Origin of the sequence: Clostridium lacusfryxellense (assembly GCF_018861735.1) — a bacterium.
GTDB lineage: Bacteria > Bacillota > Clostridia > Clostridiales > Clostridiaceae > Clostridium_AD > Clostridium_AD lacusfryxellense.
Map to the genome: position 1 here is coordinate 69,596 of NZ_JAHLEB010000002.1, position 23,515 is coordinate 93,110.

Annotated in this window: 16 protein-coding genes and 1 pseudogene; 13 read left to right on the forward strand and 4 right to left on the reverse strand. The window is 30.3% G+C overall.

Translation table 11 applies throughout. The annotated features are described in order from the left end of the window. Positions 1-191: 191 nt before the first annotated feature. The 3 genes and pseudogenes from KPL55_RS01965 (at position 192) to KPL55_RS01975 (ending at position 5,395) form a co-directional block, all read left to right on the forward strand. Positions 192-2,270, forward strand: a pseudogene (locus KPL55_RS01965) (thioredoxin domain-containing protein). Between the two features lie 474 nt (positions 2,271-2,744). Further along, a complete protein-coding gene (gene argS / locus KPL55_RS01970) occupies positions 2,745-4,469 on the forward strand; it encodes an arginine--tRNA ligase (RefSeq protein WP_216305033.1) in 1,725 nt (574 codons plus the stop codon). A gap of 218 nt (positions 4,470-4,687) precedes the next feature. Next, complete coding sequence (locus KPL55_RS01975; protein WP_216305034.1) at positions 4,688-5,395, forward strand: ribonuclease H-like domain-containing protein; 708 nt, start codon at positions 4,688-4,690, stop codon at positions 5,393-5,395. 92 nt (positions 5,396-5,487) lie between these two features. Here KPL55_RS01975 and KPL55_RS01980 read toward each other — a convergent pair whose 3' ends face one another. The 3 genes from KPL55_RS01980 to KPL55_RS01990 are packed head-to-tail and all read right to left on the reverse strand — an operon-like array spanning position 5,488 to position 7,734. Further along, positions 5,488-5,652: a FeoB-associated Cys-rich membrane protein gene (locus KPL55_RS01980; protein ID WP_216305035.1), complete on the reverse strand. Its 165-nt coding sequence runs from the start codon at positions 5,650-5,652 to the stop codon at positions 5,488-5,490. Between the two features lie 56 nt (positions 5,653-5,708). Further along, positions 5,709-7,475: a ferrous iron transport protein B gene (gene feoB, locus KPL55_RS01985; protein ID WP_216305036.1), complete on the reverse strand. Its 1,767-nt coding sequence runs from the start codon at positions 7,473-7,475 to the stop codon at positions 5,709-5,711. A gap of 34 nt (positions 7,476-7,509) precedes the next feature. Beyond that, positions 7,510-7,734, reverse strand: coding sequence for a FeoA family protein (locus tag KPL55_RS01990; RefSeq protein WP_216305037.1), 225 nt, complete (start codon positions 7,732-7,734; stop codon positions 7,510-7,512). Positions 7,735-7,968: 234 nt separating this feature from the next. On the opposite strand from KPL55_RS01990, the gene KPL55_RS01995 reads away from it, so the two are divergent. From KPL55_RS01995 to KPL55_RS02015, 5 genes are all read left to right on the forward strand, one after another. Further along, complete coding sequence (locus tag KPL55_RS01995) at positions 7,969-8,646, forward strand: ribonuclease H-like domain-containing protein (protein WP_216305038.1); 678 nt, start codon at positions 7,969-7,971, stop codon at positions 8,644-8,646. A gap of 113 nt (positions 8,647-8,759) precedes the next feature. Further along, on the forward strand, positions 8,760-10,463 hold the full coding sequence (gene ade, locus KPL55_RS02000; protein ID WP_216305039.1) for an adenine deaminase: 1,704 nt from the start codon (positions 8,760-8,762) through the stop codon (positions 10,461-10,463). Positions 10,464-10,858: 395 nt separating this feature from the next. Next, on the forward strand, positions 10,859-11,302 hold the full coding sequence (locus KPL55_RS02005) for a prepilin-type N-terminal cleavage/methylation domain-containing protein (protein WP_216305040.1): 444 nt from the start codon (positions 10,859-10,861) through the stop codon (positions 11,300-11,302). A 147-nt stretch (positions 11,303-11,449) separates the two neighbouring features. After that, positions 11,450-12,232, forward strand: a complete 783-nt coding sequence (locus tag KPL55_RS02010) for a prepilin peptidase (RefSeq protein ID WP_216305041.1) — start codon at positions 11,450-11,452, stop codon at positions 12,230-12,232. Positions 12,233-12,411: 179 nt separating this feature from the next. Next, entirely contained in the window at positions 12,412-13,050 is a 639-nt protein-coding gene (locus KPL55_RS02015) for a hypothetical protein (protein WP_216305042.1), read from the forward strand. Positions 13,051-13,339: 289 nt separating this feature from the next. Here KPL55_RS02015 and KPL55_RS02020 read toward each other — a convergent pair whose 3' ends face one another. Further along, on the reverse strand, positions 13,340-14,569 hold the full coding sequence (locus KPL55_RS02020; RefSeq protein WP_216305043.1) for a 6-phosphofructokinase: 1,230 nt from the start codon (positions 14,567-14,569) through the stop codon (positions 13,340-13,342). 240 nt (positions 14,570-14,809) lie between these two features. Here KPL55_RS02020 and KPL55_RS02025 point away from each other — a divergent pair, with 240 nt between their 5' ends. From KPL55_RS02025 to KPL55_RS02045, 5 genes are all read left to right on the forward strand, one after another. Continuing rightward, positions 14,810-17,146 carry a VIT and vWA domain-containing protein gene (locus KPL55_RS02025; protein WP_246599272.1) on the forward strand — a complete coding sequence of 779 codons (2,337 nt, stop codon included), beginning with the start codon at positions 14,810-14,812 and terminating at the stop codon, positions 17,144-17,146. A gap of 12 nt (positions 17,147-17,158) precedes the next feature. Further along, complete coding sequence (locus KPL55_RS02030; protein ID WP_216305044.1) at positions 17,159-17,929, forward strand: hypothetical protein; 771 nt, start codon at positions 17,159-17,161, stop codon at positions 17,927-17,929. Positions 17,930-17,945: 16 nt separating this feature from the next. Beyond that, on the forward strand, positions 17,946-18,596 hold the full coding sequence (locus tag KPL55_RS02035; RefSeq protein ID WP_216305045.1) for a GerMN domain-containing protein: 651 nt from the start codon (positions 17,946-17,948) through the stop codon (positions 18,594-18,596). A 637-nt stretch (positions 18,597-19,233) separates the two neighbouring features. After that, complete coding sequence (locus KPL55_RS02040; protein WP_216305046.1) at positions 19,234-20,580, forward strand: metallophosphoesterase family protein; 1,347 nt, start codon at positions 19,234-19,236, stop codon at positions 20,578-20,580. A 13-nt stretch (positions 20,581-20,593) separates the two neighbouring features. Further along, positions 20,594-23,428: an AAA family ATPase gene (locus KPL55_RS02045; protein WP_216305047.1), complete on the forward strand. Its 2,835-nt coding sequence runs from the start codon at positions 20,594-20,596 to the stop codon at positions 23,426-23,428. Positions 23,429-23,515: the final 87 nt, after the last annotated feature.

Here is a 23,515-nt window from a genome sequence, read left to right on the forward strand (position 1 = left end):
CGTTAATATAATGTATTTTTTGATATATACTGGTTAAACTATTTATTGATAAGATAATTGGTTTTTTAATTGGTGAAAGAGAGCAGAGGATAAATTTCTTCTACTCTCTTTTTTTATGTTTTGGGGCTTAAAGTTCTACTGTTAGGTTATACTATACACTAATACATAATAAATTTTAGGAGGTGATTGCAATGAACAATTTTACAAGTATACCTAATAGATTAATAAATGAAAAATCTCCTTATCTACTTCAACATTCACAGAATCCCGTTGACTGGTTTGCATGGGGAGAAGAAGCATTTACAAAGGCTAAGGCTGAAAACAAGCCTGTCTTTTTATCTATTGGGTACTCGTAATGGTTCACGCAGTGGACTTGTCATTGGTGTCACGTAATGGAGAAGGAATCTTTTGAAGATGAAGAGGTAGCGGCTATTTTGAATAAATATTTTATAGCGATAAAGGTAGATAGGGAAGAACGCCCTGATATAGACAGTATTTATATGACGGTGTGTCAAGCATTAACAGGAAGTGGTGGATGGCCCTTAACTATTTTTATGAGTCCAGATAAAAAACCATTTTATGCAGGTACATATTTCCATAAGGAAAGTAGACGAGGTATGCCAGGAATAAAGGATGTTCTCAGTTCACTAGCTCAGCAGTGGACTGAAGAAAGAGAGAGTATTTTAATATCTAGTGAAAAAATTGTAGCACATATAAAAAGCATGGATAGCAAGGTTAATTTAGTTGAACTAGGAGAAGAATTGGGTGAAGATGAAATACATAATGCATTTCACAGCTTTAAGAGTGTATTTGATGAAAATTATGGTGGATTCGGAAGATCACCAAAGTTTCCCGCACCTCATAATTTGCAATTTTTATTAAGATACTGGAAAAATTATAATGAACCGGCCGCCTTAGAAATTGTGGAAAAAACTTTAGAAGCCATGTACGAAGGTGGTATTTTTGACCATATTGGATTTGGATTCTCAAGGTATTCAACAGATCAAAAATGGTTAGTTCCACACTTTGAAAAAATGTTATATGATAATTCATTATTAGCATCTATATATATTGAGACTTTTGAAGCAACCGGTAAAATATTTTATAAAGAAGTTGCACAAAATATATTCACTTACGTATTAAGGGATATGACTTCAAATGAGGGTGCATTTTACTCAGCGGAAGATGCAGATAGTGAAGGCATCGAGGGTGAATTTTATTTATTAACGATAAAGGATATTGCCTTAGTATTGGGTGAAAAAGAATGTAAAATATATTGTGAACATTATGATATTACAAGCAAAGGCAATTTTGAAGGGAGAAATATTCCAAATCTTATTGGCAAAAATAGTAGTTCTGTCATAAACAAAGATTTAGAGATTGATCTTGAGGAAATGAGACAAAAGGTGTTTGATTATAGAGAAAAAAGAATTCACCCCTATAAGGATGATAAGATATTAACCGCGTGGAATGGACTTATGATTGCAGCTTTAGCATATGGTGGAAGGGTTTTCAATAATAATAGTTATATAAATAAAGCTGAAAAGGCAATGGAGTTTATCCTAAACAATATGATTAATGATAAAGGAAGATTAATGGCCAGATACAGAGACGGTGAAGTAGCGCATTTAGGTTATTTAGATGACTATGCATTCACTATTCATGCTTTGATAGAACTCTATGAAGCTACATTTAAAGTCAATTATTTAGTTAAAGCAATAGAGCTTAATGTAAATATGATTAACTTATTTAAAGATGAAAAGCAGGGTGGATTGTTTTTATATGGAATTGATGGTGAACAGCTTATTATTAGGCCTAAAGATATATATGATGGTGCAATACCATCAGGCAATTCAGTAGCTACATTAAATATGCTAAGGCTTGCTAGGTTAAGTGCTAATAGTGAACTTGAGAAAGAGGCATATAGTCAATTTAAAGCTTTTGCACCAAAGGTCAAAACTATAGAAAGTGCTCATGCATATTTTATGAACGCTCTATTATATAGCAATGTACCGGGGAAGGACATTATTATTGTGGGCGACGAGTTAAGTAGTAATACTGAAGCGATGGTTAAAGAAATTAATAATAATTACCTCCCTTTTGCTACAGTGGTAATAAATACTGGTGATGAAAGGTTGAATTCTATTAATCCTGAGTTAAAAGAACATAAGGAATTAAAAGGATTGGCTACTGCTTATGTTTGCGAGAATTTCACTTGCAGAGAACCCATAACTGATTTACAAAAGTTTTCCGATTATATCAAAGGTTAATGTCACAACAAACATATTTAATAGTTTAATAAAAATTGACAAGTATCTTGTAATAGTGATATAATTTAGTGTATTATCGAGTATATGTATAATGATTAAATTCTGCGATAAGGACAGTACTTTCTTATTAATCTTAAAGCGAGCAAGGGTAGAGTGTAAGCCTTGTAGAGTATAGGAAGTTAAATGAGCAATTATTTAACAAAATTAATGTTATATTAATTTTAGGAAAAGAACCTTGGAGAAGCTACCTGAACTAGTTAAAAGTAATAACTTTTGATTCTCATAGGGCAAGCCGCTAACTAGCGTTAAAATATTGAGTGGACTTTATAGTCAACTAGAGTGGTACCGCGGAAATATAACCCGTCTCTTTATTTAGAGATGGGTTTTTTGTTATATACAAAACAAAACACAAAATTATTGGGACATAACAATAACAATCGTTATTTACCCCAAACGGAACTGGAGGGAATTTATATGGATTATAAAAAAGTAGTTGCACAGAGAATTAAACAATTGGTGGATTTAGACATAGAAATTATAGAGGGTTTAATTGAGATACCACCAAAACCTGAAATGGGAGACTTTGCTTTTCCGTGTTTTCAACTATCAAAAACTATGAAAAAAGCACCAAATGCTATAGCTAATGATCTAAAAGAAAAAATTGATGGGGAAAAAAATTTAAATGGTGGGTTTGAAAAAATAGAGTGTTTTGGTCCTTACCTAAACTTTTTTCTAGACAAAGGAGTATTTATTAAAAATACTGTAGAAAAGATACTAGCAGAGGGAGAAAGTTATGGTTCATCGAAAATGGGTGAAGGTAAGAATATAGTAGTAGAATATTCATCACCTAATATAGCAAAACCATTTCATGTAGGACATTTGTTCACTACAGTTATAGGTAGCTCTCTATATAAGATACTTTCTTTTGAAGGGTATAATTGTACTGGAATTAATCATTTAGGAGACTGGGGAACACAATTTGGTAAGCTTATATATGCTTATAAAAACTGGGTAGATGAGGAAGCATTAACAAAAGAACCTATTAAAGAATTATTAAGAATTTATGTTAAATTCCATGATGAGGCTGATATTGACCCAACACTTAATGAACAAGCAAAAATGTATTTTAAAAATTTAGAAGATGGATCTGCAGAAGAAGTTAGACTTTGGACTAAATTTAGAGATATAAGCCTAATTGAATTTAAAAAACTTTATGATACATTGAACGTTAAATTTGATTCTTATGCTGGCGAAAGTTTTTACTGTGATAAGATGGATGACGTAATTAAGGATATAGAGGATAAGGGATTACTAGTAGAAAGTAATGGTGCTAAGGTTGTGATGCTAGATGAGTATAATATGCCACCTTGCATAATTAAAAAATCAGACGGTGCTACAATTTATGCAACTCGTGATCTAGCAGCAGCAACTTATAGAAAGAAAACTTATGATTTTTATAAAAACATTTATGTAGTTGGAAAAGATCAATCACTTCATTTTAATCAGGTATTTACTACTTTAAAACTTATGGGTAATAAGTGGGCAGATGATTGTAAACATGTGGCATTTGGAACAGTAAGATTTGCAGATAAGAAATTATCTACTAGAAAAGGTGACGTTATATTCCTAGATGAGTTATTAAATCAAGCAGTAGCTAAAACTCTTGAAATAATAAATCTTAAGAATCCAGACCTTGAGAATAAAGAGGATGTGGCTAAAAAAGTAGGAATAGGAGCTATTATATTTACTTATTTAAAAAATGGTAGAGAAAGAGATATTGTCTTCAACTGGGAAGAAATGCTTAGTTTTGATGGAGAAACAGGTCCATATGTCCAATATACTTATGCTAGAGCAAAAAGCATATTAAGAAAAGTTGAAGAAAATAGTAATAAACCTGCAAATGATGTAGTACTTGATTATAATAAATTAAATTCTAAAGAAGAGTTTGAACTTGTAAAGCAATTAGAAGGTTTCCAAAATTCAATCTTGCACGCTATTGATAAATTAGAACCATCTATGGTTACAAGGTATGCTATTGAAGTAGCTAAGGCATTTAATAAATTCTATAATCAACACAATATAGCTAATTTAGAAGATGAATCTAATAAGCAAGCTAAAATTAAAATGGTAGAAGCTACTTGCCAAGTAATCAAAAACGCTTTAAACCTTATAGGAATAGAAGTTGTAGACAGAATGTAGAATATGCCCATTATTTACGTTGGGTTGCGTTATTGTAGAATTTGCAATAACGCTCTTTTTAATGTATTATTATATTATAGAAAAATTTAAAACTTGTTTAGGATTACTTAGCAAATAAAAATACATTTGCTAGGCAAATAAAAAAACATTTGCTAAGCAAATAAAAACACGTTTGTTGTAATGTATGCTTTTCTTTTTTTTATAGATTAGGGGGAACTATGTTTATCAAAGAATATGAAATTAAGGTTGTTTTACCTAGTGAAATTTTTGTTAAATTTAAGATGGACACTATTATCTATCTAGATATCGAAGCTACAGGTTTTGATCTGGAATATGATAAAATAGTATTGATTTCTTTAGGGTATTACATAAATAAAGATCAATTCAAAATTGTTCAATTTTTTGCGGAATCGCCAGACGAAGAAGAGAGTCTATTGAAAGAACTTAAGAAAGCTATGGGCAGATTTAAAAGATGGTGTTCTTATAATGGGACAGCTTTTGATGAACCTTTCATAATTAGAAAGATGTATAGATATGATCTTGGATTTAGAATGCCTAGGGAACATTTGGATTTGTATAAGTTTATAAGACCCTTTCATAAAAAAATGGGGATTATGAGTTGCAGTTTAAAGAGTGTAGAGCAGTTTATCGGCATTAAGAGAAAAGATGAGATAAATGGAGCTATATGGGTTGAACTTTATCAAGAGTATCTAATAAACCATGATGAAAAATCAAAGGAAATTCTCATGCTTCATAATTATGAAGATGTAGTAAATTTGCCTAAAATTTTCAAAGTGATTAATACTATTCAAGATGACCTCGATCTTAAGAGGAAAGAAAAGTTGGCTAAAAAGCAAAAAACGCTTATGAAAAATAATATAAATACAAATGAACCTTTAAAAAGAGTTACCACTCAATTACTATAAATTTTATTATAAATTTACTTTTATATGAATAAAGTAGTTGCTCATGAAATAAAAAATAGGATAGTACATTTATGTACTATCCTATTTTTTATTTAAATTTTATTATCCTTTTTAGTGGATGGTTTCATATCGCAATTGCTGCTGCAGCCCTTACAACCATTTCCGCAACCACAATCTCCACTTGCTTTCTTTTTTATATTAGAATACAAGATATATCCAGCTGCAATAACAATCACGCCAACAATAATAAATTCCACGCTAGCATCACCTCTTTTATATTTTATAATATACGTATATATTTATTATTATTCAATTATAACCCTATTATAATACTACCAACATTAAATATTATGAAAGAAACTACCCAAGCTAATATTAATTGATAAGCTACTGAGAAAATTGCCATTTTATTTCCGTATTCTTTTTTCATAGTTGCAATTACTGATACACAAGGAGTGTAGAGTAATACGAAAACTAAGAAACTGTAAGCGGATAAGGTTGTAAAATAATTAGGCAATGCATGTGTTAGATTGCCACCATATATAACACCCATGGTACCAACGACTACCTCTTTAGCCATAAGACCAGTTAAAAGTGATACCGAATTTTGCCATGATGCAAATCCGAGTGGAATAAATATTGGATTTATAAATCTACCAATACTAGCTAAAAAGCTAAAGTTTATATCAACCATACCTGTAGTGTTATAATTTGATAAAAACCATACTATTACGGAAATAGAGAAAATTATAGTACCAGCTTTCTTTAAGAAACCTTTACCTTTTTCCCAAGTATGTATTAATAGGCTCTTTGGTTCTGGTAATTGATATTCAGGTAATTCTATAATAAAGGGTTCTTCATTCTTTTTAAACAAAGTGTTTTTAAATAATAAGCCTATTCCGAAGGCTAAACAAATTCCCAATAGGTATAATGAAAATACCATGACGGTTTCTTTGCCTGGGAAAAATACTGATGCAAATAATGCATAAACTGGAAGTCTAGCATTACAAGACATAAGAGGGACTAAAAGTGCAGTTAATTTTCTGTCTTTATCACTCTCAAGAGTTCTTGCAGACATTATAGCTGGCACAGAACAACCGAAACCAACAATCAATGGAATAAAGGCTTTACCTGATAACCCCATTTTCCTCATTAACTTATCCATTATAAAAGCAGCTCTTGCCATGTAACCACTGTCTTCTAAAAATGAAATTCCTAAAAATAATGCCAATATAACTGGTAAAAACACTATTACGGAACCTACTCCGCCTATGATACCATCAATTAGTAGAGATGAAAACCAAGCGCTGTTATTAGATAACATATTAGTTAAAAATGGTACAAAAATATCATTAAGCAAGCTATCTAGTAAATCGGCTAATGGTTGTCCAACCCAGTTGAAGGTAAACATAAAAATTATAAATAAACTAGCGAAAAATAGTGGATAAGCAAGGAATCTATTAAGAATAATTCGATCAATTTTTTCTGTAACAGAAGTTTTATTAATTGATTTTTTGTTAGTGCAAGATTTAAGCAAAACTTCAATATATGCATAAGTCTCTTTTTCATCTTTAAATTTTAGACTATTTGAGGATGTAGTAATATAACTTTCGTTAAGAAGACAATCTTTAACATCGGTTATCCCTTTACCCTTTGATGCTGTTATAGGTATTATTTTTACCCCTAGTTTTTCAGCTAAAAGGTCATAATTAATGTCAATTCCCTTAGAAAGTGCTACATCAACCATGTTTAGTACTAAAATTATTGGTTTATTAAATTGTTTTAATTGAGTTGTAAGGTATAAATTTCTATCAAGACTTGACGCATCGACAATATTTATAATTACATCTACATCACCTGTTTTTAAAAATTCTTTGGAAACTTTCTCTTCGTTAGAATAAGTATCCATGGCATAAATACCAGGCAAGTCCACAATTTTAATTTTACTTGCTATGAAACCTTCTTTTTTTTCTACTGTAACCCCAGCCCAATTTCCTACGTACTGGTTAGAACCTGTAAGTGCATTAAATAAAGTAGTTTTACCAACATTAGGATTACCTAATAAAGCGGCAGTAATCATTCAAGTCCTCCTTATTATTTGTTCGATATTAAAGCTAAGCTTTTTTTATATAAATATTTTTAGCATCATTTTTTCTGATAGCTAAATTAAAACCACGTAAATTTATAATTATAGGATCGCCTAGGGGTGCAGTAGCGACTAATTTAACTTCAGTACCTTCGATGAAGCCTAATGCTAATAATCTTTTAGCAAATTTATCATCACCAGATATAGAATCGATGAATGCTTTATCTCCTGGTTTTAAATCATAAACGCTCATAATAATCACTCCTTAATGAAAACTCTTCTCAAGTATAATATTATCATGGTTATCAATTAGTGTCAATGTTAAGCAAGGGAATATTTATAAAAAAAATCGAAATATAAAAATTAATAAAATGATTTTATAAAATAGCGAAAATGTGATAACATATAAGTGAAGCTGAGTTTTAAATTTGATATAGGAAAATTTAGGGTTTGATTTTTAGAAAACTTATTAGAAAAGAGTGATATTGTGATTACAAAATTTAGTAATGTTAAGGTGGGAAAAATTTCAACGGAAGGCTCACTTATCATAGACGGAAATAAACAACTCTTTAAAGACGCTTTGTTTTTTGATTTAGAACATTACATTTATAAGAAACCCATATGTATTGGTGTTTTTGGATGTTGCTTTTATGATGAAATAACAAATGAGATTAAGGTTACTCAATATATGGCGGAGAATAAAAAAGATGCTATAGAAATATTAACTTTATCTAAAAACTATTTTGAAGAAATGAAAATTAAATATAATAAAAAATATATCGTTACCTTTTCAGGAAACAATGATTTTACAGTTATAAACTATTTATTGAAAGCCCATAAAATAGATTTTTTATTAGAGGGATATTTCGGAGAAATAGATCTACAAAAATGTTATGAAAAAGCTGAAGGGAAATGTATTGGTCTTAAAACCTTAGAAAAAATATTTGAAATCGATCGCGAAAGTGAACTGATAAGTGGCTCTAATTTGGCCAAAACCTTCGGTAAAATAGTGAAAGATGATGATTATATAAACAGAATGCCAGAAGAGAAAAAAGAAAAAATACTGCTATATAATCAACAGGATGTTGTTAGTTTATTTTATATGTATGTAGATTGGAATAATAGAATAGGTTTAAAAACAGAGGAAGACATAACACAGCAATAGCTGTGTTTTTTATTTACTGAAAAATAATAATTAACCTATTAATTCGGAATACTAAGGGATATTTCATAATAATTTAATAATAAGATATTCTTTAAAAATGAGGTGGGAAGTTTATGAATCAGGTGAAAAAAAATATTGATGCTGCTATGGGTAGGATTAAAGCAGATTTGGTGCTTAAAAATGCTAATTTTATTAATGTGTTTACTGAAAGTATAGATAGAGGCGATATTGCAATAGTTGGAGATACTATTATAGGAATTGGTAAGTACTCGGGAGAAACTCAAATTGATTGCTCAGATTTATATGTGACCCCGGGGTTCATTGATGCACACGTACACATAGAATCATCTATGATTATGCCCCAACAGTTCGGAGAGATAGTAATTAAAAAAGGTATAACTACAATAATAGCAGATCCACATGAAATTGCTAATGTAGAGGGGATGAATGGCGTTGACCTGATGATTGACAACAGTAAGGAGGCACCTATAGATATATTTTTTATGTTACCATCTTGCGTTCCAGCAACAAAATTTGAGGATAGTGGATATGCGCTTAATTCTGAGGATTTAAGGAAACTAATTAATAATAATGTTGTTCTGGGACTTGGTGAGGTGATGGATGTACCCGCTGTTGTTAATAATGATTCGGAGATATTAAAAAAGTTATATATGTCAAGGAATAAGCATGTTGACGGACATTGCCCGAACATATCTCCGAATGAATTAAACGCATGTTTAAGCTCAGGCATAAAAACAGATCATGAGAGCACAAATGCTAAAGAAGCATTACTAAAGGTTAGTAGGGGGATGTATGTAATGCTAAGGGAAGGTTCTGCTGCAAGGAATCTAAGAGCTCTGCTTCCTGCTATTAATAACCGTAATTTTGGAAGGTTTTTATTTTGCACAGATGATAGGCATATAGATGACTTACTAGAGGTTGGATCCATTGATAATTGTATCAGAATTTCTATAAAACAAGGGCTGAACCCTATAAAAGCACTTATAATTGCATCGTTTAATGCAGCTAAATGTTATGACTTAAAGGATAGAGGTGCCATAGCACCAGGGTATAAAGCTGATTTGGTACTCTTTGAGGATATAAAAGGTCTAAATATAATCAAGGTTATAAAAGATGGTAAAGAATATAAAGAACTACCAGTTAAAAACCATGCAAAAATAAATGTAAAATCTTCTATGCATATGGACTTCATAGATAGTGAAATATTCAAAGTTGAAAGCAAAGCCAGTGTTGTAAATGTGATAAAATTAATTCCAAATTCGCTAGAAACTAAATTAGTACAAAGAAAAATAGAAAGCCAACATGGATATATAAAGAGAATGGTAGAAAAAGATGTATTAAAGATATCAGTAATTGAAAGACATCATAATACTGGTAAACATTTTGTTGGATTTATAGAAGGATTAGGATTAAGGCATTGCTCAATAGCGCAAACAATTGCTCATGATTCTCATAATATTATAGTAGTGGGGGATAATGATAAGGATATGGAGGTAGCTGTTAATACTCTAGTTTCTATTGGCGGTGGGATTGTTATGGTTTCAGGTGGAAAGGTGATTGCACAGCTTAGCTTGCCAATAGGAGGAATAATGACATTTGAGGACCCACATCTTGTGGCGGAGCATTTAAATAGGCTCAGTAGAATTGCCCGGGGATTTGGTGTACGAGAGGAATATGACCCATTTATTAGTTTGTCGTTTATGTCGCTACCTGTGATACCAGAAGTTAAAATCACATCTAGAGGATTGTTTGATTATAAGAAATTTGACTTTATAGAACTCTTTGTTAAGAAATAGCGAGTAAAAAAATAAAAAGAAAAGCACATTTATAAGATTAATATGTATGATAGTCTAATCCTTAGGGAAAGGGCTATTTATTTTTTGACCTATATTTTCTTAATAATTAAATTGAATATACTAAAAATATGATATATAATATCAACATAATAATTTACAAAACAAGTAACTGTTGATATAATTTTCAACAAATATGTTTATACCAAAATAAATACATAGATTGATTTAGTAGTTATAGTTTTACAATAATAAGACAGGTCTTTCTGATTCACGGACATGTTTAAATAAAACCGCGAAATTTAGGTGAATATACATTTGTATATAGTGAATAAAAAGTACTCTTCCTTGGCAATAATTAGGTAAATCTAAATAAAATTCCAAGGAGGAATATTAATATGAAAAATGTATCGAGGAAAAGTTTACGCAAAAAGTTTATTAGAAAATATAAAAAAAGGGGGTTTACATTAATTGAGCTTATAATTGTAATTTCAATTATAGCGATTGTATCGGCAATAGCAGTGCCTAAGTACAATGGAATACAAAAAGATGCTAAAATAAAAAGCGATGTAGCTAGTGCAAAGGTTATTGCTGATGCTACATATGCGCTTATTGCTAAAGAGGGAATAACTAAAGCAACATATATTAGTGCAAAACCTTTGGGAGACGAAATAAAAGCTTACATTCAAGTTACACCAACAGTTAAGGCGGTTACTGGTGGCACGTTTCTTGTTGAGATTGATCCTACTGACAACGTTTTTGTTACAGTTGCTGGCGAAGAATTGTATCCAACTCAGAGTGAAGATTATCCATCTGTAACTGCACCAGTAACTACACCATAGATACAAACAAAACAATCTTATTTAAGTTTTAAGCGTATATCCAGAGTTTGTTATGACTTTGGATATATTATAATTTTATAGCTATAAATTTATAAATGAAAACTTTATTGTCTTTAGAAGTAAAATAAATTCAAGGAGGTGCTACCCATGGAAACTATTTTCGCAATATATATTTTTATATTAGGACTATTAATAGGAAGCTTTTTAAATGTATGCATATACAGAATACCAAAAGGGGAGAATATAGCATATCCTCCTTCACATTGCACATCCTGTGGAAATAAAATAAAGCCTTATGATCTTATACCAGTACTTAGCTGGATATTTTTAAAAGGAAAATGTAGAAACTGTGGAGAGAAAATATCTATTAGGTATGCTCTGGTAGAATTTACTACGGCAGTGTTTTTTTTATTAACATATTTTCAATATGGAATAAGCATTAACCTTTTGCGTTATCTATTACTTATACCTTTTTTAATAGTTATAGCTATGATTGATTATGATACTATGGATGTATACACTACAACTACATGGCTTGCAATAGCAATAGGTATTATCACACTAGGAGTGAACTTTTACCTAGGAGAGCAAGTGGCTACTTACATATACGGTGCACTCTTAGGTGCAGGCACCATAAGTTTTATTATTATAATGTCAAAGCTCATTCTTGGTACAGAGGGAATGGGTTGGGGTGATGCTGAAATTTGTGGGCTTTGTGGTCTCTTTTTAGGTCTAAAACTAACATTTGTTATGATGTTCTTCTCTTTTATAATTGGTGGAGTTATAGGTGTTTATTTGCTAACAGTTAAGAAGAAGAAGGGTAGATCAGAAATGCCTTTTGGACCATCCATTATAATTGCAACGCTTTTGATGATTATTTGGGGTGGGAAAATTTTAAATTGGTATTTAAGTTCATTCTATATATTCTAATTATATAAATTCAAATATTTGCAAGAAAATATTCTAAACATACGGACTTTAACGGGAAGCAGAGGATAACATGAATAGTCTTGATAATTGATAGACTATGTAGAATGGCTATACTTGGCTATTTAGAGTAAGAGTTGTATAATAAGACATAACTGAATTGGTTATGAAGGGTTGATAAAATGCAAAATGTATTGCAGAACATGAATACAAAGTGGAAGGAAAAAACCATGAAAGCGAAAAAAAGTGATTATCTTCAAAAAATCTATGAGAAAAATGCTACAACTGGAAATTATGTTATACAAGTAGCTATAGATAAATACAATGATATATTTAATGATTGGGATAATGCTCCTTTTAGAAAAAGGGACATGGATCCAGATTTAGCAATTTTTCTTGAAAACTGTTTTGAAGAAATTCCGGAAAAACATGGAGTAGATATATGTTTCTATTTGCCCAAAGAAGAAAAAGATGTTAGCAGGGAAGAATCGCTAATTGCAGGTATTAAAACCTACTATTCTTTTTATTTACATCAAGAAATTAGAGTGTTAAAGAATAATTATCGGAAGATATTTAAATATGTACTCGCATCCCTTGGATTACTTGCTGTATCTGTTTTTTTAGGTACAACTGTTGGGGAAAATATAATACTGGGAACAATACAACAAGGATTTAACATAGGTGGTTGGGTATTTTTATGGGAAGTTATTTCAATGGTATTCTTTAGAGGGCGTGAAGTTAGCTCTGAGATTAGTAAATACCAGAGATTTTTGAATTCATTAATTTATTTTAGATATGGTAATGAGAAATCCCTATCGTAACATAATAAACAAAAGGTTCTACGAAAAATTTCGTAGAACCTTTTGTTTATTTAGTGACAATAAAAAGAAATTCAGATTTTTTTTATTGTCATGGAAAAATCTTAAATTCGAGGCATTATTGATATTTATTATTTCCTTATATAAAATCCATACTAGACACATCTAAGCGTAAATATGATATAGTAATAATTTATCTGGAAGTGGCACAAAATAAGAAGAGTAGAAACTCACGGTTCAAACTCTTATTTTGTGCCACGCAGGAAAATTGATAGGTCGCATCTTTTTTTATTTATAAATTAAAAGCTTCTTCTAAAAATGTGTATTTTGGAAGACCATTTTCTATTGTTATTTTTGGTTCGCCAATAATTAATGGCAATGTGTACTCATATGCCTCGCGGGTAACATTATTACCTTCTTTATTAATCCATTCTTCAGGGAAGTATTTAATGTTATTTGCAACCTTTGATGCTTCAAGTGCAAAAGGCTCTGCTTTATATGGAGAATTTGAAAGCCTTTTTATGCCGATCATGTATCCACTTATTCCTTCAATTGAGTAATTAGCAGCGGCTTTTCCAACCTCATATGCCTCATCAATATCTGTTTGAGACGCACAGTGCATAGAGCAACGTTGAATTGTTGAAAGTTCTAGAACTCTGACCTTTTCAGCTGTACCTGTAGTTAAGATTAAATTCTTAAGGTTGGCACAAACACCACCTAATTGAGCATGTCCAAATTTATCAAGGCCTGTTCCTTCTAGTTCTCCTAGGAATTTACCTTCTTTTGTTCGGATGCCTTCAGAAACTACTACAAAAACATGGTTTTTTTCAGTAAGTTTTTGTTTTATATCTTTTAAAAATTTCTCGGTGTCAAAAGCTACTTCTGGTAGATAGATGAAGTCTGCAGCAGGTTTGCCATTAATAGTTGCAACGCAAGCACTAGCAGCGAGCCATCCAGTATCACGTCCCATAGTTTCAAGTATGAAAACACCTTTAGCTGGATATACACTGGCGTCTAAGAAGTTTTCAAGAACAGACGTGGCAATTAGTTTAGCTGCACTTCCAAAGCCAGGGGTATGATCCATAATTGGTAGATCGTTATCTATAGTTTTAGGAATTCCAATAAATTTTACATCCTTATTATGTTGTTTTGCGTAGACACTAAATTTATGAACAGTATCTTGGGAATCATTACCACCGATATAGAAGAAGGTTTTAATTTCATATTCCTCTAATATTTCAAAAAGTTTTATGTACTCTTCGGTATTTTCTTCAGATGGTTTTAACTTATACCTGCAAGAACCAAGACCAGAGGATGGTGTATACTTTAATCCTTTAACCTCATCATGTGGAATGTTTGATAGGTTTACGATATGTTTGTTTAAAATACCTTGTATTCCATTTATGCCAGCATAAACGTTATCATAGTAATTAGAAATAATATTAGCATCTAGTACTCCTATAGCACTAGCATTTATTACTGCTGTTGGACCTCCTGATTGAGCTACTATACAATTTTTCATATAAGAATCTCCCCTTTCAATAGTACTTAAATTAATAATACAATCCATAGGATATACTAATTATTATAAGGTAGATAAAAACAAATAACAAGGTAGTTTGTAAGCATCTATGGAAATAATAGCTAAAATTAAAATTGTTGCAAAAAATTGAGAGACTAATGTATATATTAATGATAAAATATGTGTATAATATCTAAATGATTCTGCATGTTTTTGGTATATAAAATCAGGAGGGATACAATGTCAATTAATGAAATGAAAAATGAAAAAGAATTGAAAAACAACATAATTTTAAAAGAAGTTAATATAAGAGGTAATTTATGTGGAGAATTCGCTGAGTATACTATTGATCATGTATATGAGAACAAAGGAATAAATGATGTGGAAGCGGTTTATACTTTTCCAATTCCAGAGAAAGCAGTTATATCTGGTTTCGAGGCAGTGCTAGGTGGAAGAACTATAAAGGGCTTGATACAAAATAAGGAAGAAGCAAATAAGATATATGAGAATTTTAAAAATAAAGATAATAATACCTTTTTACTAGAAGAATTTAGAGATAATATTATTAGAATAGTTATTGGAAAGATAATACCAAATGAAGTAGTGAAAATCAAGGTATCATATATAGAGGAACTTAGCTACGAAAACAGAAATTTAAAATTAATAATTCCAACAATAATAACTCCCATAAACATAAACAATGCGGTAATCGCTAGTGAACTTAATAACAAAGTCAAAGAGGATAATTATAAATTCACTTTGAGTTTGCTTGTTGAATCATTAACAAAACTAGAATTTAAGTGTAGTTCTCATAAATTAAAGGTTGAATATGAAGAGAATAATTTATATAAAGTAACTTTAGACGAAGAGAATCAAAAAATGGATAGTAATTTAGAGATTACACTAGAAGAGTTAGAAAAATTAGAAACTACGGGAATGATATATGACTATCCTAGGGAAGATAAAGGTATTTTATATTTAAGATTTATTCCGGAAATTGAAGTTGAACAAATAACAGCTGGAGCGAATTATATATTCCTAATAGACATATCTCAATCTATGGTAGGCGATAAACTTATAGAGGCTAAAAACGCACTTCAGTTATGCCTTAGAAATTTGAGCATTGGTGATACATTTAATGTTGTTGCTTTTGGAGATAAACTTAATTACTTCTCTAAGGAGACAAAGGTTGAATTTAATGAAGAAAATTTAACAAATGCCAGTAATTGGATTGAAGAACTCAAAGCTGAAAAAGATGCAGTAATATTTGATGCAATAAAATACGCGCTTCTTGGAAAAAGCGATATAGAAGAAAATATAATATTCTTATTTACAGATGATGTGGTTGAAAATGAGAGAGAAATATTAGATTTTGTGGAAGAAAATATTAAAGAAAGTCGAATTTTTCCTTTTGGAATAGATACTAGTGTAAATAGTTATTTTATAAATAAACTAGCACGTATTAGTTATGGAGCTGCTGAAATTATTAATCCTGATGAGCGAATTGAAGATAAGGTTCTTAAGCAATTTAATAGAATTAAAAATCCACAAGTTACTGACATTGAAATTGATTGGGGCAAAATGAAGGTGGAGACAACATTCCCAAGAACTATCGAGTATATGTATGATAAAGAGCCATTTGCAATTTTTGCTAAAATTAATGGAGAAGTGGGCGGAGTTGTCACTTTGAAAGGAAAAGTAGGCAAAAATAGAATACAAAGAACTATAATGCTAAATGATCTAGAACTAGAGGAAAACGTTAATTTAATTGAAAAAGTATGGTATAAAAAACGTATAGAATCTCTTCAGCATAGGGTTAAATATGAACGTGGTGAACTACGAGAAGCAATGAATAATAAAATTATTGAAATTTCTAAAAAGGTTGGAATAATTTGCAAAGAAACTGCTTTTATTCTTTATGAAGAGATGGAAGATCCAATACTTGGAATAAGAATAAGGGAACTACTACCTGTTAAAACAACGAAGAGACTAGAACTATCCTATGAAAAATTAAATGGTGACTCACAATCAACAGCATTTTATTACAAAGATGTTTCAAAACTAAAAGAAATTCATGGTAAATATGCTGATTATAAAAGAACTGAGTTGTTAAGATCACTAGCAGCTAAACAATTTGCAAGTGGAGCATTTGGAACTAGCGTTTCAGATAGTTTAGAAAGCAACGTAAAATATACTATAAAAGCAATATTAGCATTTATCGTAGGTAATGAAGATACTAAGATATACAATAATCAATTAAATAAATCTTTAGAGTTTTTAAATAAAACATTAATAAAAAATTCTTTAGATATAGATAATGATTTAAATTTAAATAAAAGAGAATATTTAGGGTTATTGTTAGTTTTAAAATTATCTATTAAAAAAGATGTAACATTATCTTTTCACAAACAAAATTTAGAGAAAAAGATTCATGAAATAGAAGAAAAATTTAGTTTGCAGAATATTGATGTAGTTGAAATTCAAAAGGAGTTTGTTGATGGATTAAGAGAAGTGTCTAATGAGTCCAAAAACACGATTAATTTTATAATTGATGAAGCTATTTTAAAAACTGTTTAAAATTACTCGATTTTGCAAAAGGATGTAAGGTTTATGGATAAAGAAAATTTAAAAGAACTAAAATATAGCAATTTAGCTATAATCGAAAAAAGGAATAATATAAGAAATAAATTTATCATAAAATCTAAAAATGTAAACACTGGAGATATACAATGTATGTCAAAGGTGGAGCTTAAAATTTTATTCTATTTATATGATGAAGAATTTTTTTATAATTATTTTAGTCAAAGATACAAGGGAACATTGATTTTTTCCTTATCAACTAGAATGACATCTGCTGCAGGGAAAACCATATATAGTAGAAAAATAAAACTATTGGATGAGGAAGAAGAAACATATGAAATTAGAATGGGTATAAAGTTTTTTTACCAGTATTATAAGGTAGAAAGAGATAAGATAGTTTCTGGTATCAATACAAAAGATTCCCTAGAAGCATTCCAGATAGTATTTGAGCATGAATTATGCCATTTGATTGAACTACATCTGTATAAAGAATCTAGCTGTAAAAAGAATAGGTTTAAAACAATGGTAAATTATATATTTGCGCATACAGATGTAGTACATCAATTGCCAAATCAAAAGGAAATAGTTTCAAAAGTTTTTGGACTAAATATTGGCCAAAAGGTGAGTTTTATAAGTGATAGTATTAAATATAATGGTATTATTTATAAAATAAATAAAAGAGCAACGGTTATGGTAAAGGACAGCAAAGGAACCTATAGAGATAAAAATGGAGATACATATTCTAAATGGTATGTGCATTTTGAACAACTTAATTTTTAATAGGATGGTGACTAATATGAGAAAAATGATTTCATTAATACTGTGTAGTGGTTTAATCTTTATGCTTACGGCTTGTGGTCAATCTAAAGCAAAGGATGATAGCAATTCAAGCAAAGTAGTTAAAGAAAATTCACAAGGGGCCAAGGAAGAAACAGCAGTAAAATCTACAGAAGAGACTAAGGTGGAAGCTGAAGTGAAAAACACAGATGGAGCAAAAGAAGTTAAGAATGAAAGTATAAAAAGTCGCGAAGTGTCACTGTATTTTAGTGATGATCAAGCTATGTACTTAGCAGCCGAGAAAAGAACTCTAAAAAACCCTACAGCTAAATCTATTGTAGAGGAATTAGTAAAGGGACCAAGTGTAAAAAATACTGAGTCAACAAAATTATTTGCGACACTGCCTACAGATTTAGAAGTGATAGATGTTTTGGTTAAGGGAAATATAGCCTATGTTAATTTTAAGAGTAATGTAACTCAAAAAATGCAAGGCGGTTCTTCCGGCGAAGGAATGGCTTTATTTTCAATAATAAACACATTGATTTTGGACAAAGAGCTTGGAATAACAAAGGTTCAATTTCTTCTTGATGGACAAAAGGTAGATAGCATTAAAGGGCATTATGATGTTAGCCAGCCTATGAGTGAAGATAAAGAAATGATAAAAAAATAATACATTAACGCTATAAACCATTATAAAATAATTAAGGCAAGTTTTTATAAGGTACAAATAAACAAATAACGAGTCATTGTGCTAGGCCATTTGACTTGTTATTTATTTATATGTACCAAATAACTTGCCTTTTAACCCTAGGGATTTTTTGACAACTCAAAACAATCTGCGCTACAACACATATACATCCCTACACACCCATACGTTATCGATTGATAACGATAAGCATTACAGCACATACATACATCTTTGCTCGACCATATAGAACACCTTGGGAGCTGAAAATAATCTCTCAATTAAAATAACCCCTAGTTATTAATATAACCTGCGGCAACCTATATCATCTTAGCTCGAATATCACACATCCGGGAGAACCATATATATACACTTTGGCAAATATACAGCTGTTAAGAACCCATGACACTCTTCCCTCCGGCATATAAAAAACCTTAGCAGATCTCGTACACACCTTTGGCCGAATACTCTAAAGCCATTTCAGCCTACGAGCACTCTAGGCTCAACCATTTTAAATCATCTACTAACATTATTGTATGCTTTTTTTTGTTTATTATACTAGAAGCAATCAGAAAAAAGCTTGAATTTTATGGCAAAATATATATTGGGTGGTGAAAAAATAATGAGCGAAATATTTCGATTTATTCATGCTTCAGACCTGCATTTAGGGTCTTTCTTAAATGTAAATGGAAATCCAAAAGAAGAAATTCAGGAATTATGTAAAATGGCTGTTTACAATAGTTTTGAAAGGATTTGTAATAAAGCTGTTTATTATAATGTTGACTTTATATTGATTTGTGGAGACGTTTATGACAGTTATTTAAGATCTGTAAGAGGAAATAGATTTTTTATTAATCAATGTTTAACTTTAAATGAAAATAACATAAATATATATGTTATTTATGGTAATCACGATGCATTACATGATGGGCAAGAGTTGTTTGCTATGCCACCAAATGTTCATATATTAAGCTCTGATAAGCCAGAGTTTTTTGAAGTTTACAAGGAAGGACAAGTTATTGCAAAAATTATTGGAAAATCCTACAAGAAAAGAAATGAGAAAGAAAAAATCTATGAACAATATTTATTAGATAATGATGTTTTTAATATTGCAATGTTACATACTGCTTTAGAAAAGGATAATAAAAACTATGTTCCTTGTACCTTGAATGACCTTAAGGAGGTACCTAATATAGATTATTGGGCTCTCGGACATATTCATAAACTAAGTATTTTAAGTAATGTAAAACCTATCATAGCTTTCGCAGGAATTCCTCAAGGGCGTGATATGGGGGAGCAGGGAGTAGGGGGAGTTTTCTTAGTTACAGCGCAAAATAAAGAAATTGTGGATATGGAGGTATTACCTATAGCAGCAGTTGTATATAAAATGCTGGAAATAATAGTAGATGATGTGGACAATATAGAAAATTATGGTGATTTAATTGGAGTAATTGTTGAGGCAATAAGTAGTTTAACCTATGATGTCCCTGAAGATGCATGTGGTATAAAGTATTCAAAGAAAGACATGGGCAATGAATTTAAAGGATATATTCTACAAGTAAAGGTAAAGGGGCGAATGGATTTACATAAGGAAATATCACGCATGACTGAAGATGATTACAAGCAATTTATAGAAAGTATAAACGAAGAACTGAGTTGCAATAAACATTTTATGTGGATAGACTCGGTTATATTTAGGACTACTCCTCTTAAACAAGATTTTGAAAATCTAAAGATGCAAAACTCTATTTTTGAGGATTTAGAGGAAGTAATTAGGACATACACTATGGACTCAGAACATATAGACCAACTTGTGAAAAACTGGGGATCAATATGGAAAGAGCAACTTTACACAGAAAATATAGATGACGATAAATTTGATTTTGATGAAGAAACTATAGCTGATATTATATCGCAGGCTAGAGAATTACTCATTGAAAAATTATCAGATGTTTTAGATATAACGTAGAGGTGGTGAGAATTTGATAATAACAAAATTGGATATTAGGGATTTTGGAGTGTTCCAGGGTGAGAAATTGGAAGACTTGGGGAGAACAATAATAGTTATTGGTGGAGCAAATAGGTCCGGTAAAACTAGCTTAATGGAGATGATTAGAAATATACCTTTTGGATTTACTCAAGGAAGTAAGTTGCCACCAGCTAAATTTCAATATGATGTTAGATGTGATTTATTACTCGAGGATGGTGAAAGTGCAAATGTACTATTAAAAGGCTTTAGCAATCCAGAGATAGTTTATAATAGTGATAACCATAATAATAACAATAAAAGTCTATATAACATCGATAAAGCGACATATAAAGAACTGTTTACTATAAGCCTTGATGAACTAAATAAAACTGAGGGGAAGGAAGATAGCAATCTACAGTCAATGTTGCTTGGGGCAGGATTTAAAAACATTGTTAAAATTCCATTTGTTGCTAAGGAGTTAAGAGAAAAAGCTAACTCAATTGGTGGAACTCGTGGAAATCCAGCGACTAAAATGTTTAAACCATTCACTGAAAACATTAAAAGAGGAGTGGAAGGACGGAACAAATCAATTCTGCAATTGGGTAGTTTTGTAGATAAGAAGCAGAACTTGAAACGTGTTCTTGAGACTATAATTTCAAAAGAAGAGGAACTACAAAATAATAATGATAATTTAATAAAATTAGAAACTTTAAGGCATTATTATGAGCTTAACCAAAATAAATTAAAGCTTGAGATTGAACTTAAAGCATATTCTTTTAGTGAACAGGATGTTAAAGAATATAATTTAGACAAAGCGTGGACGCTAAAAATTCAATATATTAAAAAACTAGAACAATGGCATGATGATAACTACTTTTTTCAAAGTACAAGCAATCAGAAATTTGAGAAAGAATTGCTTTTGAAAAATAAGGTCGTAATTAGTAGCTTTTATAATGGCATATCCGGTATAAAAGAAATATGCAAAAATATATTAGTTATAAAAAATGAGTATTATGAAAAAAGACAGTTGATAATGAATAAAATAAAAAAGGCCAATACTAACTGGGTTAGTTTTAAAGATATTTCAGATATTAATTGTGATGATGTGAACCAAAGTATTTTAACACAGAATATTGAATATTTTAAAAAAGCGGAATTGGATATAATTGATTGTGATAAAAAAACTCAGGACTTTAAATTTCAAAATAATATATTACAAAAACAAATGTTACCCTCTAATACTAATATTTATATGAAAAAGTATTTATATTTAACCACGATCTTTATGATTATAGGATTAGTAGTGTTTTTTATAGATAAATTGTTAGGATGTTCATTAATAATTATTGGTGCAATAGGGACAGGGCTGTATTTATTTATAAATTACTCAAGTAGTAAACTGATAATAAACAGGAATTTAGAAGTTAAAGCTGAATTGGATAAGGTGGAGGTTAGTCAAGAAAACAATTCTTTGGAAATTAGGCGTCTTGATGAAAATCTAAGAGAGTTAAATAACGTAATGGATGAGTATAGGGATATGCTAAAAATTGATGGCAGAGTAAGTGTAGAAGGTATTAATGAGTATTTTAAAACTGTTGCTTATTTAAAAGATGAAGTATATGAGTATAACTTATTAAATAAAAAATTAATGAATGAATTTAATTATATAAATGAATCGCTAAGCAACATAGATAATGTGATTAACAAATTTACTCAGTTTCAAACTAAAGATCTACATAAAATAAATTTAGATAATATGCAAGTTATTTGCATGGATAAACTAATAATTGTAGAGGACCTAAATAAGCAATTGATACTTGCAGAAAAAGCTGAAATTAGTTTATCAAAATTAAAGATCATAGAACAGGAAATACTACTGCTAATTAGTAAGGATAAATCAAAAGACATAATTATAAGTCTAGAAATATATATAAGTCAGGGTGAAAAGTATATTGAATATTTAAATAAAAACAATTCTTTAAATATTATTAACGAGAAGTTATTGCAAGGTGTAAAGGGCGAGCGCGTAAAAAGAATATTACATAATCTGCGAAAAGAAATTGTTATAAGCAATAATGAAGATGAAGATTTATTAAGGATTTTTTCTGATTTGTATAAGCAATATATTAGTGCGACTGAGCTCGACTCCTATTATGAGACTTCATGTTCTAAAAATATAGAATTAGCAGAGCAATTAGATAGGTTAAAGAATCAAAAACAGACACTAAAGGATGAATTGACAGCAATGAACTCTGATGAGATGTTAGTGAAACACGAGACTGAGATTAGGAGAGCTAGAAGTCAACTACTACCTCTTGCAGAAAAATATGCTGTTTATAGTACAGCTGCATTATTTTTAGAAAAGATTAGAGAAAGATTTTTATTGAATGCCAAGGATAATTTATTAAAAGACGCTAGTGATATTTTAAGTGAAATAACTTCAGGGGAATATCAGAACATAATGCCTCAAGATGATCTAATGCAAGGAGATTTTAAAACAAAACAACGCGATGAAACTGTTAAAGAGAGTTCTAGAGAGTTAAGTAGGGGCACAAAAGAACAATTATTTTTGGCAGTTCGTATTAGCAGAATAAAAGAAATTAAACCAAGTTTACCAGTAATTCTTGACGATTCATTTGTTAACTTTGATATAGCACATACAAAAAAAACTGTTATGGCTTTAGTACAACTCGCCAAGACGCATCAAATTTTTGTTCTTACCTGCCATTCAAATTTAGTACAGCTAATAATGGAACAAGCTACTAATGCACTATATTATAAATTAGAGGGAGGGAAATTTACAAAAGGCTTGGGAGAAGATTTGAAAGAATACCTAAACGAACTTTAAGGTAGATAAAAAAATACTTCTTTGAAATAGGAGTATAAATAATGGTATAATGTATATCTTAAAGCAATTATTAGAGGCATATATGAT

Bases quoted from the DNA above. Each gene is read 5' to 3' on its own strand.
- KPL55_RS02005 (WP_216305040.1), top strand. From the start codon at position 10,859: ATGAAAAATGTATCGAGGAAAAGTTTACGCAAAAAGTTTATTAGAAAA.
- ade (WP_216305039.1), top strand. From the start codon at position 8,760: ATGAATCAGGTGAAAAAAAATATTGATGCTGCTATGGGTAGGATTAAA.
- KPL55_RS02010 (WP_216305041.1), top strand. From the start codon at position 11,450: ATGGAAACTATTTTCGCAATATATATTTTTATATTAGGACTATTAATA.
- KPL55_RS02040 (WP_216305046.1), top strand. From the start codon at position 19,234: ATGAGCGAAATATTTCGATTTATTCATGCTTCAGACCTGCATTTAGGG.
- KPL55_RS01975 (WP_216305034.1), top strand. From the start codon at position 4,688: ATGTTTATCAAAGAATATGAAATTAAGGTTGTTTTACCTAGTGAAATT.
- KPL55_RS02015 (WP_216305042.1), top strand. From the start codon at position 12,412: ATGCAAAATGTATTGCAGAACATGAATACAAAGTGGAAGGAAAAAACC.
- KPL55_RS02020 (WP_216305043.1), bottom strand. From the start codon at position 14,569: ATGAAAAATTGTATAGTAGCTCAATCAGGAGGTCCAACAGCAGTAATA.
- argS (WP_216305033.1), top strand. From the start codon at position 2,745: ATGGATTATAAAAAAGTAGTTGCACAGAGAATTAAACAATTGGTGGAT.
- KPL55_RS02035 (WP_216305045.1), top strand. From the start codon at position 17,946: ATGAGAAAAATGATTTCATTAATACTGTGTAGTGGTTTAATCTTTATG.
- feoB (WP_216305036.1), bottom strand. From the start codon at position 7,475: ATGATTACTGCCGCTTTATTAGGTAATCCTAATGTTGGTAAAACTACT.
- KPL55_RS01990 (WP_216305037.1), bottom strand. From the start codon at position 7,734: ATGAGCGTTTATGATTTAAAACCAGGAGATAAAGCATTCATCGATTCT.
- KPL55_RS02025 (WP_246599272.1), top strand. From the start codon at position 14,810: ATGTCAATTAATGAAATGAAAAATGAAAAAGAATTGAAAAACAACATA.